This is a genomic window from Malaciobacter halophilus (assembly GCF_002837275.1).
In the GTDB taxonomy this organism is placed as follows: Bacteria; Campylobacterota; Campylobacteria; order Campylobacterales; family Arcobacteraceae; genus Malaciobacter; species Malaciobacter halophilus.
The window spans coordinates 57993-74117 of sequence record NZ_NXIF01000027.1 but is presented as its reverse complement, the minus strand read 5'-3'; the positions used below and the strand labels follow the sequence as shown (position 1 = coordinate 74117).

Annotated in this window: 16 protein-coding genes and 1 pseudogene; 6 read left to right on the top strand and 11 right to left on the bottom strand. The window is 25.4% G+C overall.

What is annotated here, in order from left to right; genetic code table 11:
* Positions 1 to 198: 198 nt before the first annotated feature.
* Positions 199 to 1047, top strand: a pseudogene (locus tag CP960_RS14105) (methyl-accepting chemotaxis protein); the annotation flags it as partial.
* Here the strand turns inward: CP960_RS14105 and CP960_RS07360 are convergent.
* Genes CP960_RS07360 through CP960_RS07340 form a run of 5 tightly spaced genes read right to left on the bottom strand, consistent with a single transcriptional unit; the run spans position 1048 to position 4086 of the window.
* On the bottom strand, positions 1048 to 1731 hold the full coding sequence (locus tag CP960_RS07360; protein WP_101184773.1) for a TonB family protein: 684 nt from the start codon (positions 1729 to 1731) through the stop codon (positions 1048 to 1050).
* A complete protein-coding gene (exbD, locus tag CP960_RS07355) occupies positions 1724 to 2104 on the bottom strand; it encodes a TonB system transport protein ExbD (protein WP_101184772.1) in 381 nt (126 codons plus the stop codon). Before exbD ends, CP960_RS07360 begins: the two co-directional genes overlap by 8 nt.
* On the bottom strand, positions 2094 to 2510 hold the full coding sequence (gene exbB, locus CP960_RS07350; RefSeq protein WP_191321633.1) for a TonB-system energizer ExbB: 417 nt from the start codon (positions 2508 to 2510) through the stop codon (positions 2094 to 2096). The genes exbD and exbB overlap by 11 nt, the downstream gene beginning before the upstream one ends.
* A 60-nt stretch (positions 2511 to 2570) precedes the next feature.
* Complete coding sequence (locus CP960_RS07345) at positions 2571 to 3437, bottom strand: sensor histidine kinase (protein WP_101184770.1); 867 nt, start codon at positions 3435 to 3437, stop codon at positions 2571 to 2573.
* Positions 3427 to 4086, bottom strand: a complete 660-nt coding sequence (locus tag CP960_RS07340; protein WP_101184769.1) for a response regulator transcription factor — start codon at positions 4084 to 4086, stop codon at positions 3427 to 3429. Before CP960_RS07340 ends, CP960_RS07345 begins: the two co-directional genes overlap by 11 nt.
* 105 nt (positions 4087 to 4191) lie before the next feature.
* On the opposite strand from CP960_RS07340, the gene CP960_RS07335 reads away from it, so the two are divergent.
* Together CP960_RS07335 and CP960_RS07330 are read left to right on the top strand one after the other, a co-directional pair.
* A complete protein-coding gene (locus CP960_RS07335; RefSeq protein ID WP_101184768.1) occupies positions 4192 to 5958 on the top strand; it encodes a Na/Pi cotransporter family protein in 1767 nt (588 codons plus the stop codon).
* Positions 5948 to 6172, top strand: a complete 225-nt coding sequence (locus tag CP960_RS07330; RefSeq protein WP_101184767.1) for a hypothetical protein — start codon at positions 5948 to 5950, stop codon at positions 6170 to 6172. The genes CP960_RS07335 and CP960_RS07330 overlap by 11 nt, the downstream gene beginning before the upstream one ends.
* Here CP960_RS07330 and CP960_RS07325 read toward each other — a convergent pair.
* The 4 genes from CP960_RS07325 to pgeF all read right to left on the bottom strand — a co-directional run bounded on the left by CP960_RS07325 (position 6165) and on the right by pgeF (position 9624).
* Positions 6165 to 6629, bottom strand: coding sequence for a tRNA (cytidine(34)-2'-O)-methyltransferase (locus CP960_RS07325; protein ID WP_101184766.1), 465 nt, complete (start codon positions 6627 to 6629; stop codon positions 6165 to 6167). The two genes, CP960_RS07330 and CP960_RS07325, sit on opposite strands and share 8 nt — an antisense overlap.
* Entirely contained in the window at positions 6630 to 7463 is an 834-nt protein-coding gene (gene purU, locus CP960_RS07320; protein ID WP_101184765.1) for a formyltetrahydrofolate deformylase, read from the bottom strand. It lies immediately after the preceding gene.
* A gap of 70 nt (positions 7464 to 7533) precedes the next feature.
* Positions 7534 to 8790, bottom strand: coding sequence for a malic enzyme-like NAD(P)-binding protein (locus CP960_RS07315; protein ID WP_101184764.1), 1257 nt, complete (start codon positions 8788 to 8790; stop codon positions 7534 to 7536).
* A gap of 162 nt (positions 8791 to 8952) precedes the next feature.
* Positions 8953 to 9624 (bottom strand): peptidoglycan editing factor PgeF, encoded by a 672-nt coding sequence (pgeF, locus tag CP960_RS07310; protein ID WP_228152033.1) that lies wholly within the window; start codon positions 9622 to 9624, stop codon positions 8953 to 8955.
* A gap of 96 nt (positions 9625 to 9720) precedes the next feature.
* On the opposite strand from pgeF, the gene CP960_RS07305 reads away from it, so the two are divergent.
* The 3 genes from CP960_RS07305 to dcm all read left to right on the top strand — a co-directional run bounded on the left by CP960_RS07305 (position 9721) and on the right by dcm (position 14038).
* A complete protein-coding gene (locus CP960_RS07305; protein ID WP_101184762.1) occupies positions 9721 to 10536 on the top strand; it encodes a shikimate dehydrogenase in 816 nt (271 codons plus the stop codon).
* Between the two features lie 634 nt (positions 10537 to 11170).
* A complete protein-coding gene (locus CP960_RS07300; protein ID WP_101184761.1) occupies positions 11171 to 12895 on the top strand; it encodes an Eco57I restriction-modification methylase domain-containing protein in 1725 nt (574 codons plus the stop codon).
* 3 nt (positions 12896 to 12898) lie between these two features.
* Positions 12899 to 14038 carry a DNA (cytosine-5-)-methyltransferase gene (dcm, locus tag CP960_RS07295; protein ID WP_101184760.1) on the top strand — a complete coding sequence of 380 codons (1140 nt, stop codon included), beginning with the start codon at positions 12899 to 12901 and terminating at the stop codon, positions 14036 to 14038.
* Here the strand turns inward: dcm and CP960_RS07290 are convergent.
* A complete protein-coding gene (locus tag CP960_RS07290) occupies positions 13984 to 15417 on the bottom strand; it encodes a restriction endonuclease (protein ID WP_101184759.1) in 1434 nt (477 codons plus the stop codon). The two genes, dcm and CP960_RS07290, sit on opposite strands and share 55 nt — an antisense overlap.
* Positions 15418 to 15460: 43 nt before the next feature.
* A complete protein-coding gene (locus CP960_RS07285; protein WP_101184758.1) occupies positions 15461 to 15691 on the bottom strand; it encodes a helix-turn-helix domain-containing protein in 231 nt (76 codons plus the stop codon).
* Between the last annotated feature and the right edge of the window lie 434 nt (positions 15692 to 16125).

The following is a 16125-nucleotide window of genomic DNA, read 5'->3' as shown; positions in this document are numbered from 1 at the left end:
ATGGGACAAAATCTTGAAAATAATATTGATAATATTTTGGATGTTTTAGAAGAGTTCTCAAAATATAACTATTTAAAGAAAATTGATACTAATGGTATAAAAAAACATCTTGAAAAACTTGCAAAAGGTGTGAATAATCTTGGTCTTTCTATAACACAAATGCTATTAGAAAATAAAGCAAATGGATTAACACTTAGCGAAAGTTCAAATATTTTATTACAAAATGTAGATACTTTAAATACAAGTTCAAATGAAGCTGCAACAAGTTTAGAAGAGACTGCTGCTGCAATTGAACAAATAACAGGAAATATAAAATTAACTACAAATAAAATTTCAGAAATTGATATTTTAACAAAAGATGTCTCTTCATCTGCGCAAAAAGGAGAAGATTTAGCTATTAAAACAACTTCTTCTATGGAAGATATAAATGAACAAGTAAGCTCAATAAATGAAGCAATAACTGTAATAGACCAAATTGCTTTTCAAACAAATATCTTAAGTTTAAATGCAGCAGTAGAAGCAGCAACAGCAGGAGAGGCAGGAAAAGGCTTTGCAGTTGTTGCACAAGAGGTAAGAAACTTAGCTAGTAGAAGTGCACAAGCTGCTAAAGAGATAAAAGAATTAGTAGAAAATGCTACACTTAAAGCAAATGAAGGTAAAAATATTGCAAACGAGATGATAAAAGGTTATAACCACTTAAAAGAGGATATCAATAAAACAAGTATTTTAGTTTCTGATGTTTCTAATGCAGCAAAAGAACAAGAAAGTGGTATTGTTCAAATCAATGATGCAATTAATAATTTAGACCAACAAACACAACAAAATGCACTTATAGCAACACAAACTCAAGAAGTTGCATTAAATACATCTACTATTGCTAAAAAAGTAGTTGAAAATGCTGATGAAAAAGAGTTTGAAGGTAAAAGTGAAGTTAAAGCAAAACAGCTTCACATTGATATAAAAAATGAAGTCAAAGTAAAAGAAAAAAAAGAAGATTTAGAGTTTAAATCTTCACTTAAAGATGATGACTCGTGGGAAAGTTTTTAATTAAATCAATCTATACTCTATTGGTAGAGTAAGTATTAAGCTTTTAGGAACTTTTGGAAAGTTCTTAGAAGCTTTTTTTATAGCACTAATTGTTGATTTTTGCAAAAGTCTATGTCCTTTAACTATATTTATTATTTTAACTTCTTTATCTACTGTTATTTTAAATTTTACAGTAACTATACCTTGTATATTAAATCTTTTTGCTCTTTTTGAATAAATTACATTTTTTTGAATTTCTTCTTTGATTAGATGAAGATATTTATCAAGATACTCTTTTTTTATATCTTTTTTAGATTTTATACTAACTTGTTTATCAATCTTTTTACTATATGTTAACTCTTTACTTTTCTTAATAGACTCTTTTTTTACAAAATTTTTAACCTCTTTTTTTTCATTTTTGATTTTTCTTTTAGGCTTTTTTAACTCTTCTGCTTTTTTTATAATCTTCTTTTTTTTAACTACTTTATTTGCAGACTTCTTTTTAACAATTTTCTCTTTTTTAAGTACTTTATTTGCAAACTCTTTTTTATTAGTTTCTAGTTTAATATGCGACAAAGATATTGTTTTACTATTTTTTATATGCTCTTTCTTTTCTATATTTTTAAAAAAAAGAAAATAAAAAGAACTAAATATTAAAATATATAAAAAAACAGTAATAAAAAAAGAGTTAATGTATCTATTCATTTTTTGTCACGATAGATATATTGTTAAAACCATTAGTTTTTAACATATCAAGAACTTTAACAAAAGTATCAAACTTTATATTCTTATCACTTTTTATATAAACTGGTGTAGTTTTTTTAAACTGCAAAATATGCTTAATTATCTCTTTCAAATTTGTAATATTGTTATTACAATAAAGTTGCTTATCATCTTTTATTACTATAATTACTTCTTTATTTAGTTTTAAATTTTGAGCACTAGTTGCTTTAGGAAGATTCACAGGTATCATACCTTTACTAATAAAAGTTGAAGTCATTAAAACTATTGCTAAAAGAACTAACAATACATCAATAAAAGGAATTACATTTATTGAATCAAACTTTTTAATCTTCATAGCTACTTTCTAAAACCTCTGCATACCTTGATAAAATATTATAAAAAATCATTGATATAATTGCAACAACAAGCCCTATTGCTGTTGCTTTAAGTGCTAAAGCTAAAGAGGCCATAATCTTAGTTGCTTCAATGTCCCCTTCACTCATAGTCATAAAAGTAAGCATGATTGCAAGAACTGTTCCTAGTAAACCAATATATGGAGAGTTTGAAGCTATTGTTCCTATAAAAGTTAAATTTTTTGTTAGGGCTACTTCTAGTCTTTTTTTAGATTCATACTTTTTTACATCAAGTTTTTTATAAAAAAGAATTCTTTCTATAAAAAACATAACTGCAATAAAACTCATCCCTACAAGTAAAGATATAACCCCATAATCAACTAAATTTTTTAAAACTTCAATATTCATGATTTATTTAACCTAAATTAAAATTTTTATAGATTTTAATTTTATTGTGTTAAATATATGTTAATTCAAACTACCTTGAAGCTGTCTTTTTAGATTTAATTCAAATCTTGTTCCTTTTTCTAAAGGAATTATATTTATTGCAATTTTATTTTTATCACAAAACTCTTTTACGATACTAAGTCCTAGCCCAAAACCATTTTTTGAACTATCTTCTTGAAAAAATCTATCAAATACATCAAAAAGATGCTTTGTATCAATAGTATGTCCACTATTTTCTATATACAAAATAGTATTTTCTTTCAATCCTATTTTTATATAGCCATCAATATCATTATATTTAATTGCATTAGATAAAAGATTATCTATAACTTTACAAAAACCATTTTTATCAGTTTTTATAATCAAATTTTTACTAATACTATTTTTAATCTGTATATTTCTTTTTATGTCTTCAAATTTATCAATAGAACTATTTACAACCTCATATAAAAAGAACTCATCTTTATCAATATTATCTATCTCTTTTTTTATACTATATTCCATCTGTTCATATAATTTCAACAAGTCATTTGATGCTTTTTTTATTCGTTGTAATCTTTTTAATGCCTTTTCATCTTCTATTTTTCTTTCAAGCATTTGTGTATTTAAAATTATTGTTGATACAGGAATATTTAACTCATGAAGAGTCTGCTTTACAGTTTTTTGTAAATTTGCATCACTTTTGAAAAGAGGTTCTAAAATAGATTTACTTAATGCTAAAAAAAGTGTTAAAGAGAATAAAACTAATGGTAAAACTATCAAAATAAAATTATCTTTATTTAAACCAAAATTACTAATTAAAATATAGTTTAAAAAAAGTGTTAAAATGGTAGTAAAAGTAAAAACAATAGATATTGAGATTAAAAAGTCTTTTATTTTAGAGTTCAATTTTATACCCTATTCCTTTTATATTTATAATTTTATCTTTTCCTATTATCTTTTTTAAATTATTTATGTAAACTCTAATTGAGCCTTCACTATACTCTTCACTAACACTCCACAGTTTTGAAATAATCATCTCTTTTGAAATAATTGAATTTCTATTCTCTAAAAAAAGTTCAAGTAAAGATACTATTTTAATAGGAACATTTAAATCTTGTGAATTCTTATAGACTCTTCTTGTAATAGGATTAAATATAATATCTTCACAAAGTTTAATCTCTTTAATACTTTTTCCACATCTTTTTAGTACAGATTTTACTCTAAGAAGTAACTCATCTAAATCAACTGGCTTTTTTAGATAATCGTCACAACCATTGTTAAATCCCTTTTCTAAAGTTTGTTTATCTTTATAAGAAGTAAGAAAAATAGTTGCAGTCATATCTCCACTTGTTCTTAACTCTTTTAATAAGTCTAAACCATTTATTTTAGGTACATTTATATCAAGTAAATATAAATCATAATTATTTTCATAATTAAGTTCTAAAGCTTCTTCTCCATTATATGCTAAATCAACATCAAAGCCTTCTTCTTCCAAAAAATCCTCTAAAGTTTGTGCAAAAAGTTCATCATCTTCTAATATTAATATTTTATTCATTGTTACTTTCTTTAAAAAAATCTTTAAAATTTTATCTAAACAAGCCTTATTTAATAAAAATTCTTGTTATAATGTACAATTAAACTATATTTTACAGGATGTTTTATGGTTAAAAACTTAACAATTGCGTTGGCATTTCTACTTGCAGCATACTTTATATCTTCTTTAGAAAACGTAAAGATAATCTTAAGTGGTATTGCAATCTTCTTAATTGGTATGTACTTTATGGAAAATGGATTCAAACTCTTTTCTGGAGGAGTATTGGAAAAAGTGCTACAAAGATTTACAAATAATCTTTTTAAGTCAATAACTACTGGTTTTTTAGCTACTTCTATTGTGCAAAGTTCTTCTTTAATTTCAGTAATTGTAATCTCTTTTTTATCTGTTGAGTTATTAACACTAGCACAAGGGATAGGAATTGTATTTGGTTCAAACTTAGGAAGTACAACAACTGCATGGATTGTATCTAGTTTAGGATTAAAAATAAAAATTTCTGCTTATGCTATGCCTATGATTATATTTGGTGTTATTCTTAGGTTTTTTAAAAGTAATGGTTACAAAGGTTTAGGAAATGTACTTTTAGGTTTAGGTTTTATCTTTTTAGGTATTTCTTATATGAAAGATGGTTTTGATACATTAAAAGACTCAATTGATTTAGCACAATTTGCATTGACAGGAATAAAAGGAATTATACTTTATATTCTAATTGGTGCTATTGCTACAATAGTTATTCAATCTAGTAGTGCGACTATGGCAATAATTATTACAGCATTAAGTGCAGGAAATATAATTTATGTAAATGCCTTAGCTTTAGCAATTGGTGCAAATATAGGGACAACAGTTACAGCAATTATTGGTTCTCTTGCCTCAAATGAGAATGGTAAAAGATTAGCTTTTGCACACTTTATATTTAATATAATTACAGCATTTATAGCTGTAATATTTATATATTCATTAAGAGATTTAGTTGATATTCTTGCTCCATTTTTTGGTATTGATGCTCAAAATTATAGTATGAAACTTGCATTGTTTCACACAATATTTAATCTTTTAGGTGTTATTTTAGTTGCTCCTTTTATAAATGTAATTGTAAATTTAGCAAAAAGAACTATTAGAAAAAAAGTTTCAAAGAGTTCAAAACCAAAATATCTATTAAAATCAAATATTGATATTCCAAACAGTTCTTTAATTTCATTAAAAAAAGAGTGCATAAATCTTTATGAAATTTGTCAAAAAGCTATGCTTCATGCTTTAAGTTTACATACAACACAATTAAAAACAAAAGAGGATTTAAAACTTCAATTAGAAAAAGAGCCTAAAAAAATAAATACAAATATCGATGAAATATATCAAACAAATATAAAAAATCTATATGGAGAAATAATAAAATACTCTTCATTTGCACAAGAACATATGACAAGTTCTCAACAAAAACTTGCAGGAAACTTTAAAAGAAGTGCAAAGCTAATTGTAGAAGTTCTAAAAGATACAAGAGATATACAAAAAAATATGGACTTTTATTTAAAAAGTAAAAATGAGTATATAAAAAAAGAGTACAATATATTAAGAGAAGAGTTAGCAACTATTTTTATTGATATTAATGTATTAAATAACGCAACTACACCTGAACTTGATAAAATAACACAAATAGAAGTGATTAAAAATACATTGATACAAAATGATATTTCAAACAGTGAAAAAATAGATGAACTAATTAGAACACAAAAAATCAAAGCTTCTATGGCAACATCTTTTATAAATGACAGCGCAACTGTTTACTCTATTCAAAAAAAACTTCTTGAAATAGCAATGATTCTATTTATAGAAGATGAACTATTAAAAGAGATAGGAGAAGAAAACGATGCCTCTTAGTAAACTAATAAATAAAGTAAAAGAGATGATGGGAAATAACAAAGAAGAGATAAAAACAAAAAAAGTTTTAAAAATACTTGAAGAGTTGTATATAAAAAAAGACAAATTAAAAAAAGCAAAGAAAAAAGCAATAAATAAAAGTGATAAAAAACAGCTTCGAAAAAAACTTGAAGCTGTTAAAAAACTAATTAAAAAAAGTAAAAAACTTATTTAAAATTAGCAAAGTTTTGTCTTAGTGCCTCATAAGCTACAATAGATACAGAGTTTGCAATATTTAAACTTCTTGCGTTATTTGTCATAGGAATAGTAATACACCCTTGTTCATTTTTTTCTAAAAAACTTTGAGGAAGTCCTGCATCTTCTCTACCAAAATAGAAAAAATCACCCTCTTTAAACTCTGCTTGAAAATATACTCTATTTGTCTTTGTAGTTGCAAAAAAATGTCTATCATTCATAGGATATTTTTGCCAAAACTCTTCTATATTTTCATACTCATAAACTTCTAAATCATACCAATAATCAAGTCCAGCTCGTCTTACTTGTTTTTCATTGATTTCACCAAAACCATAAGGTTTAATAAGATGTAACTTACAATTTAATGCAAAAGCAAGTCTTCCTATTGTTCCAACATTTCCAGGAATTCTTGGTTCGTGTAAAACTATATTAAACATTTATAAAATTACCGTTTTATTTTTGTGTACAAAAACTTTATCATCAAGTAGAAGTTGAAAAGCATTATATAAAACAATCTTCTCTACATTTCTTCCTGCATTTCTCATCTCTTGCCAAGAGTAAGTATGATCAACTCTAACAACATCTTGAAAAATAATTGGACCTTCATCTAAATCATCAGTAACATAATGAGCCGTTGCACCAATAATTTTTACACCTCTATCATGTGCTTGTTTATAAGGGTTTGCACCAATAAAAGCAGGTAAAAACGAGTGATGAATATTTAAAACCTTTTTTGGATAAGTTTTAACAAACTTTGGTGTCAATATTCTCATATATTTTGCTAATACAATAAGCTCAGGTTCAAACTCATTGATTTTTTCAATCATTTTATCTTCATGCTCTTCTCTACTTAAACCATCAGCACTAATACAATAAAATGGTATATCAAATTTTTCAACTAAATCTCTTAAATGTTCATGATTTGCAATAACTGCTTTTATATTTGCATTTAATTCGCCATCAAAATATCTAATTAATAAATCACCTAAAACATGACTCTCTTTAGTTGCTAATATAACCACATCTTTATTCTGTTTTTCAGTTAGCTTAATAGTTGAGTTTGAAGGAAGAACCTCTTTTAACTCTTTTAATAAAATATCTTTTTTAATATCTCCAGAAATAACTGTTCTCATAAAAAATTTTAGTGTATCTGGATCAACGTATTCGGAGTTTTGTTCTATATTTAAGTTATTTGCGTAAAGAACTTTTGAGATATTATAAACAAGTCCTTTATCATCTGTAGTATCAATTAAAAGTATGTACTCTTTCATCATTATCCTAGTATTATTCTCATTAAATTTTAAAATGAGAATAATACCATTTTATTGATTAATTATTGATTTATATCATTGCAGCTAAATTTTTTCTGTAAGCCTCTAAATCAAACTCTTTTACTCTTGCTACACCTGTTTGAACAGCAGCATTTGCAACAGCACTAGAAACTTCTACCATAAGTCTTTTATCAAATGGGATAGGAATAATATACTCTCTTCCATAAGTTAAATCACCAAAAGACTCTTTTAATTCATCAGTTAATGGTTGTCTTGCTAAATTAGCAATTGCTTTTGCCGCAGCCATTTTCATTGTCATATTGATTTTTCTAGTTTTAACATCAAGTGCCCCTCTAAAAATAAAAGGAAATCCTAAAACATTATTTACTTGGTTAGGAAAATCACTTCTTCCTGTTCCGACAATAGCTTTTGGTCTAGCTTCTTTAACTTCATCAGGGAATAACTCTGGAGTTGGATTTGCTAATGTAAATACAATTGGTTCTTCATTCATAAGTGCAATATGCTCTTTAGTAAAAGTTCCTGGTCTTGATAATCCAAGTACCATATCTGCTCCTGTAAATGCTTCTTCTAAACTAAGAGCTTCTTCTACTACAAAATCTTTTTTATATTTATTTAAATCTTTTCTTCCTTTATGAATAACTCCTTTTGAGTCACACATAATTAATGTTTTTACTCCAAGCTCTTTATACATAGTAGAACAAGCAATAGCAGAAGCACCAGCTCCTACAACAACTACTTTCATATCTTCTACTGCTTTATTCATCATTTCACTTGCGTTTATTAATGCAGCAGTTGTAATAATTGCAGTTCCATGCTGGTCATCATGCATAACTGGTATATTTAACTCTTCAATTAATCTTTTTTCTATTTCAAAACACTCAGGTGCTTTAATATCTTCTAAGTTAATACCTCCAAATGTAGGAGAAATAGCTTTTACTGCTTCACAAAATTTATCAACATCAGTTGCATCAACTTCAATATCAAAAGAATCAACAGCAGCGAATTTTTTAAATAATACAGCTTTACCTTCCATTACAGGTTTTGATGCCAGTGCCCCAATGTCACCTAAACCTAGTACAGCTGTACCATTTGAAACTACTGCTACAAGATTACTTTTTGCAGTATATTCATATGCTAATTTTGGATCTTTTTTAATCTCTTCACAAGGAAAAGCAACACCTGGTGAATATGCAAGTGATAAATCTCTTTGTGTTTCTAATTCAGTAGTTGTTGCAATTGCAACTTTCCCTGGATTTGGACTTTTATGATAATCTAAAGCCTCTTGTTTTGTAACTTTAACGCTCATCTCTAACCTTTCTCAGTGTAATTTGAAGCGCAATTGTAACAAATCGAAACTTAATTTTATTAATATTTTATGAAAAATCTCTATTTTTTATATACTTAAGCCGATTTTTATATATTTTTTACATAATTAATACATATTATAAACATTTATCTTAAATATAACCTACTCTTTTAATTCTATAACTCCTGCAAATCTTCCAGTATCAGAAATAAGCCTATATGAAAAGTATTTATCATCAGTACATTTTGTACAATGATTTGAAACTTCAATATTTGTTATTCCAAGCTCTTTTAGTTGTTTTTTATTTATTCCTTGTAAGTCAATATTTCTATTGTTTACAAACTCTTCTCCAAAAGAAGTTTTTACAATATTTGCTAATTCTTGACTTACTTCATAACAACACTTTTGAATAGATGGCCCTAAAATTGCTTTTATGTTTTTTGGCTGACAATTGAACTCTTTTATCATTTTTTGTGCAGTTATCTTACTTATATTCAAAAAAGTTGAATTTCTACCTGCATGAATAGCTGCGATAACTTCTGAAACTTCATCATAAAGCAATATTGGTATACAATCTGCAACCATAACCATCAAAGGAAGATTTTTTTCAGATGTAATAAGTGCATCACACTCATCTATTAATTTTAAAGAGTTTTTAGAAACACAAATAACTCTATTTTTATGAACCTGATTCATATATCTTAAATTGTTTATTGTAAATCCATATTTTTTTAAAGCTTCTCTATTTCTATCAACATTACATTTTTTATCGTTTACATGATATGCAAGATTACCATCTTTTTTATTTGTAAATATTTTTAAAACTTCCATCATATCTCACTTTTAAAAGGATTACAATATTGTAACTTTTTTCATTTAATTTTATATTATAATATTTTAGATAAAATCACGACTTCATAAAGGTAAATAATGTCGGAAAATATAACAAATAATACACAAGTATATGCAATTTTTGGTGATCCAGTAGAACATTCTAAGTCACCTCAAATGCATAATAGTGCTTTCGAATTTTTAAATATTGATGCAGTTTATAAAAAACACCACTTAAAAGATGGTAAAAAACTAAAAGAAGAGTTTTTAAACAATTTATATAGTGGTGCAAATATTACAGTACCTCATAAAGAACAAGCTTTTAAACAAGCTGATGAAGTTGTAGGTATTGCAAATGAGATTCAAGCTGTAAATACATATATAAAAAAAGACAAAAAAGTAATAGCATACAATACAGATGCTCCTGGATTCTTAAAAGCTATTGAAAGCTTTAAAGATGTTAATAAAGTTCTTGTTTTAGGTGCTGGTGGAACGGCAAAAGCAATTGCTCTTGCACTACAAGAAAAAAAGATTGATGTTACAGTTGTAAATAGAAGTGATTCAAAACTAGAATTTTTTAAACAAAAAAATATTAAATGTTTTTCATGGAAAGATTTTAGATTAGACTATTTTGACTTAGTTGTAAACTCTACAAGTGCAGGATTAAAAGATGAAAATCTTCCTATGAATAAAGCGCAATTAGAAAATGTATTTTTAAACTCTAAATACGCTTTTGACTGTGTATATGGGAAAGAAACTGCATTTTTAAAACTCGCAAAGAAAGAGGGTTTAAAAACAAAAGATGGAGAAGATATGCTTTTATATCAAGGCTTACTTGCATTTGAGCTTTTCACTAACACAAAAGCCGATAATTCAGTAGTTGAGACAATGAGAAAAGGATTAAGAGGAGAATAAAACTCCTCTTTTTCTAGCTTATTTCTAGCTATATATCTATTTTTTTATATAAATATCTTTTTCTTTTTCAAAATATTCTTCAAAAAAGTATATGTAATCTTCTAATAATAGATTGTATTCAGTATTGCCACTTCTAAATTTTTTAAATTTGAAACTCTCAAATTGTTCTTCATATGTTTCAATAATTATTATTAATAATAAGGAGAGTTGATTAGAAGTTTAATTTTAGTAACTTATTTAAAATGATTTTTGTTATTCAAAAAGTCTTAAGGGTTTGAGAGAATCTATAAATTCTACTTCTTGAACACTTTTGGGAACAAATTATATCTCTAAAAAAAGGTTATAAAACCATACAAGTTAGAGGTAGTTTAGCAAAATATATAAAAACTATTTATTTAGATTTTCTTCATTACTAACAACAATAAAAAATACTAATTTCCTAAATTAAATACTAATATATGTAATATAAATTTAGGTTGAAAACACAAGAATTAAATTAAAAATCTAATTTGTAAAAGCATACTTTATGTGTCTTTAGGAACTCATTTGATAAAATCCAAATAAATATTTCAAAATGAAATATTTTCATATATTTAGCAAAAATTATTGTATTATATAAATAAAAAGGGTAATTTTGACCAAATCAATCATTTCAAATTCATCTGTTTATAATGATATGAAAGTTAACGAAATTTTAGAGAAAATTAATTTAATTGATAAAAATAACTACATACAGTTAATAGATGAAATTTTACTAGATTATCAACTTTTAAAAGAATATGAAAAGTATTCTAAAATATCTATAAGAAAACAACACGGTATTTACTATACAAATTTTAAGTTAGCTTACCAAATAACAAAAGAAGCAATGGATGGTTTTAATAAAGAAATAATAAATTCAAAGCTTTTAGAACCTTGTGTAGGACTAGGTGTTTTTGTAATTGCATACTTAGAATACATAGATAAGCATTGTTCTTTAAATGAGATAGAAATAAAAGATGTCTTATCAAATATTTATATATCAGATATTGATAATTTAGCTATAAAATTAGCTAAAAAATTGATTTCAAAATTTATAGAGGTTAAATTTAAAATTAAATACAAAATAAAGAATAATAATACTTATGTAGGTAATGTTATTTATAATGATAATAAAGTACACACTGTAAAATCATTATTTGGTGAAAATTTTAAATTCGATATTGTTTTAACAAACCCTCCTTATAGAAATCTAAAGGCATCTTCAAAAGAATTTAATAAAGAAGACTATAAAGAGTATCAGAGTTATTGTAAGCAAGTGTCTAAATTAATTAAAAAAGAGTTATATTTACAACAAGGTACAATAAATTTATACAAAGTTTTTCTTGAACTTATATATACTCGGTTTAGTGCAGATGAATCTGTAATTGGAGTTATTATTCCATCCTCTTTATTATCTGATCATACATCTAGTTCATTAAGACAATATATGATTAATAATTCAAAGATTAAAAAAATATATTTACTAAATGAATCTTCTAATGAATTTAATTCTATTACTCAATCAATGTGTTATTTTGGTTTAAAAAAGAATGACATTTCAGATAATGTAGAAATAATTGATGTAGAAACAGATTCTGAATTTAAAATAAATCTAAAAAATTTAAGAAATATAGATAGCTATAGTAATTTAATAAAACTTACAAGTAATGCTACCAGTATTTTAAATAGTATTCATAAATTTCCTAAAATAAAAGATATAGATGATATTCATAATTTAAGAGGTGAACTTGATTTAACATTAAATAAAAAATATATATCTGAAAAAGTCACAAGATATCCATTATTACAAGGTAAACATGTTAAAGAATGGAATATTAAAGGTGACACTAAATATGTAGATAATAGCTTTTTTGAAGGTAAAATTACTCCTAAAAAATCTTTTATTTATTCAGAAAGGATAATATGCCAACAGATTTCTAATATGTCAAGTAATAAAAGATTAAAATTTAGCAAAATTAATAAAAATTATGTACTTGGTAACTCATGTAATTTTATTGCAGTTAAAAATAATATAGACTTAGATTATATTTTAGCTATTTTAAATTCATATCTTATGGACTGGAGGTTCAAATTATTTAGCAGTAATAATCATATTAATAATTATGAATTAAATGAATTACCTATTAATTTGGATAATAAATATATAAATGAAATAATAGAATATTCAAAAGAAATACAAAATGGTAATTTAAATAAAATAATTGAATTAAATAAAATTGTTTTCAAAATATATAATATTGAAAAAAAACATGCACTAGAAATACTTGATTCATATACTGATGAATATGCTAATTTACTAAAAGAAAGTATGGTGTAATATATGTTATATAATCATACAATAAGCAAGGTAAGTGAATTAGATATGAGAATGATTCTTTCAATTCCTGAGGGAGGAAATTGGAGAGATATTCCATTTGATATTCCATCAAAAAGATTAGAAGGTATAAGAAAAACAGGTGGAAGAACAACCTTATATGGTAGAATTGATCGTAACAAACCATCTTATACAATTAATACTTATATAACAAGACCTGGCAATGGTACTTTTATTCACCCTATTCATGATAGATTAATCACACCAAGAGAAGCAGCAAGACTGCAGTCTTTCCCTGATGATTATATTTTTTATGGTGCAAAATCTCATATAGCTACACAAATTGGAAATGCAGTTCCTCCCTTGCTTGCATATGCAGTAGCAAAAGAAATTAAACATTATTTATCTTCATATAATGTTTTAGATTTATTTTCTGGTGCGGGTGGAATGGGATATGGTTTTAAACAAGCAGGATATAATGTTGTTATAGCTAATGATGTTTTTAAGGAAGCTGCAATAACTTATAAAAAAAATAATCCTAATGTAGAATTTATAGAAGGTTCAATAACTGAAGTTAGTATAAAAGATAAGATAATTGAAAGCTCTCAAAAGAAATCAATTGATATAATAATTGGTGGTCCTCCATGTCAAGGATTCTCTTTAGCAGGAAAAAGATTAAGTGATGACCCAAGAAACTTTTTATATAAAGAGTTCGTTTCTCTTGTGGATAATCTAAAACCAAAAGTCTTTGTAATGGAAAATGTTCCTGGGATTTTATCAAGTAATGCTGGGAAAACATTTGAAAGTATAAAAAGTGAATTTTCAGCACTAGGTTATTGTTTATCCGCCCAGAAACTGCTTGCATCTGATTATGGTGTCCCTCAAAAGAGAAAAAGAGTATTTATTGTTGGTACATATAATATGGAATGTAAATTCAATCCTAGTAAAATATTTGATGATGAGATAAATTATCTTTCTGTAGATGACGCAATTTCTGATTTATATGATATTCAGCCATCAAGTTGTAAAGATACTCCTGTTGAATACAATGATAATTTGTTTAAATCAAATTATCAAAAGTATTTAAGAAATCAAATTGATGTTCCTGAACTATTAAACTTGATATCTAAATCTCTAGCAATATAATTTAGTATTAAACAAACTACATTTTCAATATCATTAAAGTCTACACCTTGATTTAAACTAAGGTGTAAGGCATGTATTTCTTTTTGATATTTTTTCATAATGATATTATTATAAATTCTATTTTCTTTTTTATCATAATCACCAAGAGATTCAAAACAAATCTCAATATATCTTTTTTCACTTTTCACTTTTGTTTTTGCTTCAGAAATAGTTTTAATTATGTCTTTATCATCAATTTCTTTTAAGGGGGTGAAATTATTGATTTTATATTTAAACTTAACAAATTCAGGATGTAGTTTTGTCATAAGATAATTACGACCATGAGGAACTTTATTTATGATATTAAATAAAGTTAATATATAGTGCATATTTTCACGCATAATTGAACTTGCATTTTTTGCATCAGTATCAGTTTTAATTTTATTTTTTAATTTGTCCCATAGATAAGTAGAATGCCATGAAATGACTTGAATACCTTTTTTTTCATCATTAATTAACTGTTGAACATCTTTTAATGACATATTTTTATTTTTTTTACTATTACATGAACTACATAATGGATTAAACTCTTTTCTATGACAAAATCCTAGAGAGATTGGACCAATATGATCTGCAGTCATTAATTTCTGAGTATTACATCCAGGGCAAGTTACAAGTGTTTTATATTTATTATATTCTCCCATTATAGCATTGGCTAATGTAAAGTTTCCATCTGACCAGTTTACAAATGCCCTTCTATCTCTTGTATAACTTTTCATATTGTCATCATGTCTTCCTGTATCTTTTTCTTTTCTACAACATGCATTGTATGTATGGAATCCATCAAACCTATCAGGAGGATTTGACATTACTCCAGGACTAAACATTTTCCCTTTTTGTGTTTCATGTGTGTGATTATGATATAAATAGTTTTCTAATAATTTTATTGATGGAAATCTTTCTTTAATTTTTAATCTATAAACAAAAAAATTAATAATATCTTGTTCTGATACTTTTAATGATAGTAAATCTTGGATGATTGAATAAATATCTTTATCATACATAACATAATTCTGATTAAATTCATCATTTATGTATTCCAAAAAACTTTTGGAAGGGTATATATAAAAAATACTTAATACTTTTCCACATTCACTACATGGCTTTCTTCCCTTTAATTCCTTTGGATGAAGTATTCTAGCCACATCTGCTCTATTAGTCACACCTAATTCAATGATCTTTTTATCCCACCATAATGCCCGGTCAATTCTATCTTGCCCACTTGCTTTTACCCAAGTAATTTCTCCTTTTTTATTGAAAGCATGAGGTTGTGTTGCATAGTTGGGGTGTTTAACAATATATTCCATATAGATATTAAATGCAATATTTTTATTTGACATAGGTAAGTCCTTAAATTGTTAATCATATTTAAATATAATATATTTAGTTTTCCAAAGATAATAAATCATTAATCTCAATTTCTAAACCTTTAGATATTTTCACTAAATTGATAAAAGAAGGATTTCTTTTTGCTCTTTCTAACATACTTATATATGTTCTATCAAAACCGCATTTTTCAGCTAATTTTTCTTGAGAAATATTTAATTGGAGTCTTCTTTTTTTTATAGAGATAGCAAGATTATTTAGTAATAATTGTTTTTCTTCTTTTTTCATTTGAAAATAATACATTATTGTAGACAAATAATCAACGGACAATATGTCACATCTTGATAGTGTTATTTTATATAATCTTTAATACAATATAAATCAAATTTAAATTACTGGATAAAATGTTAAACAGCACTAAGAGAAAAGTTTATTAATGAAGAAACATGGATTCTTACTTTTAAAACTCTTTTATTAAAATGAATATTAATAAAATTGAAAAAATAAAAAGTCAGTTTAGAAATGAAATAAAGATTTATGTTCAAGAAAATATATCTATTTTTTATGCTTCTAATATGATAGAAGAAAATCATATGAATCATATGAAAAATATTAAAAATTTTTCTATTTGGTCTAAGAAATATTCTTCCATTTAAAATGGAGAGTATTTAAAAATTGGAGTTTATCAAAAGTTAATAAATTTATACTTAAAATATTTTTGG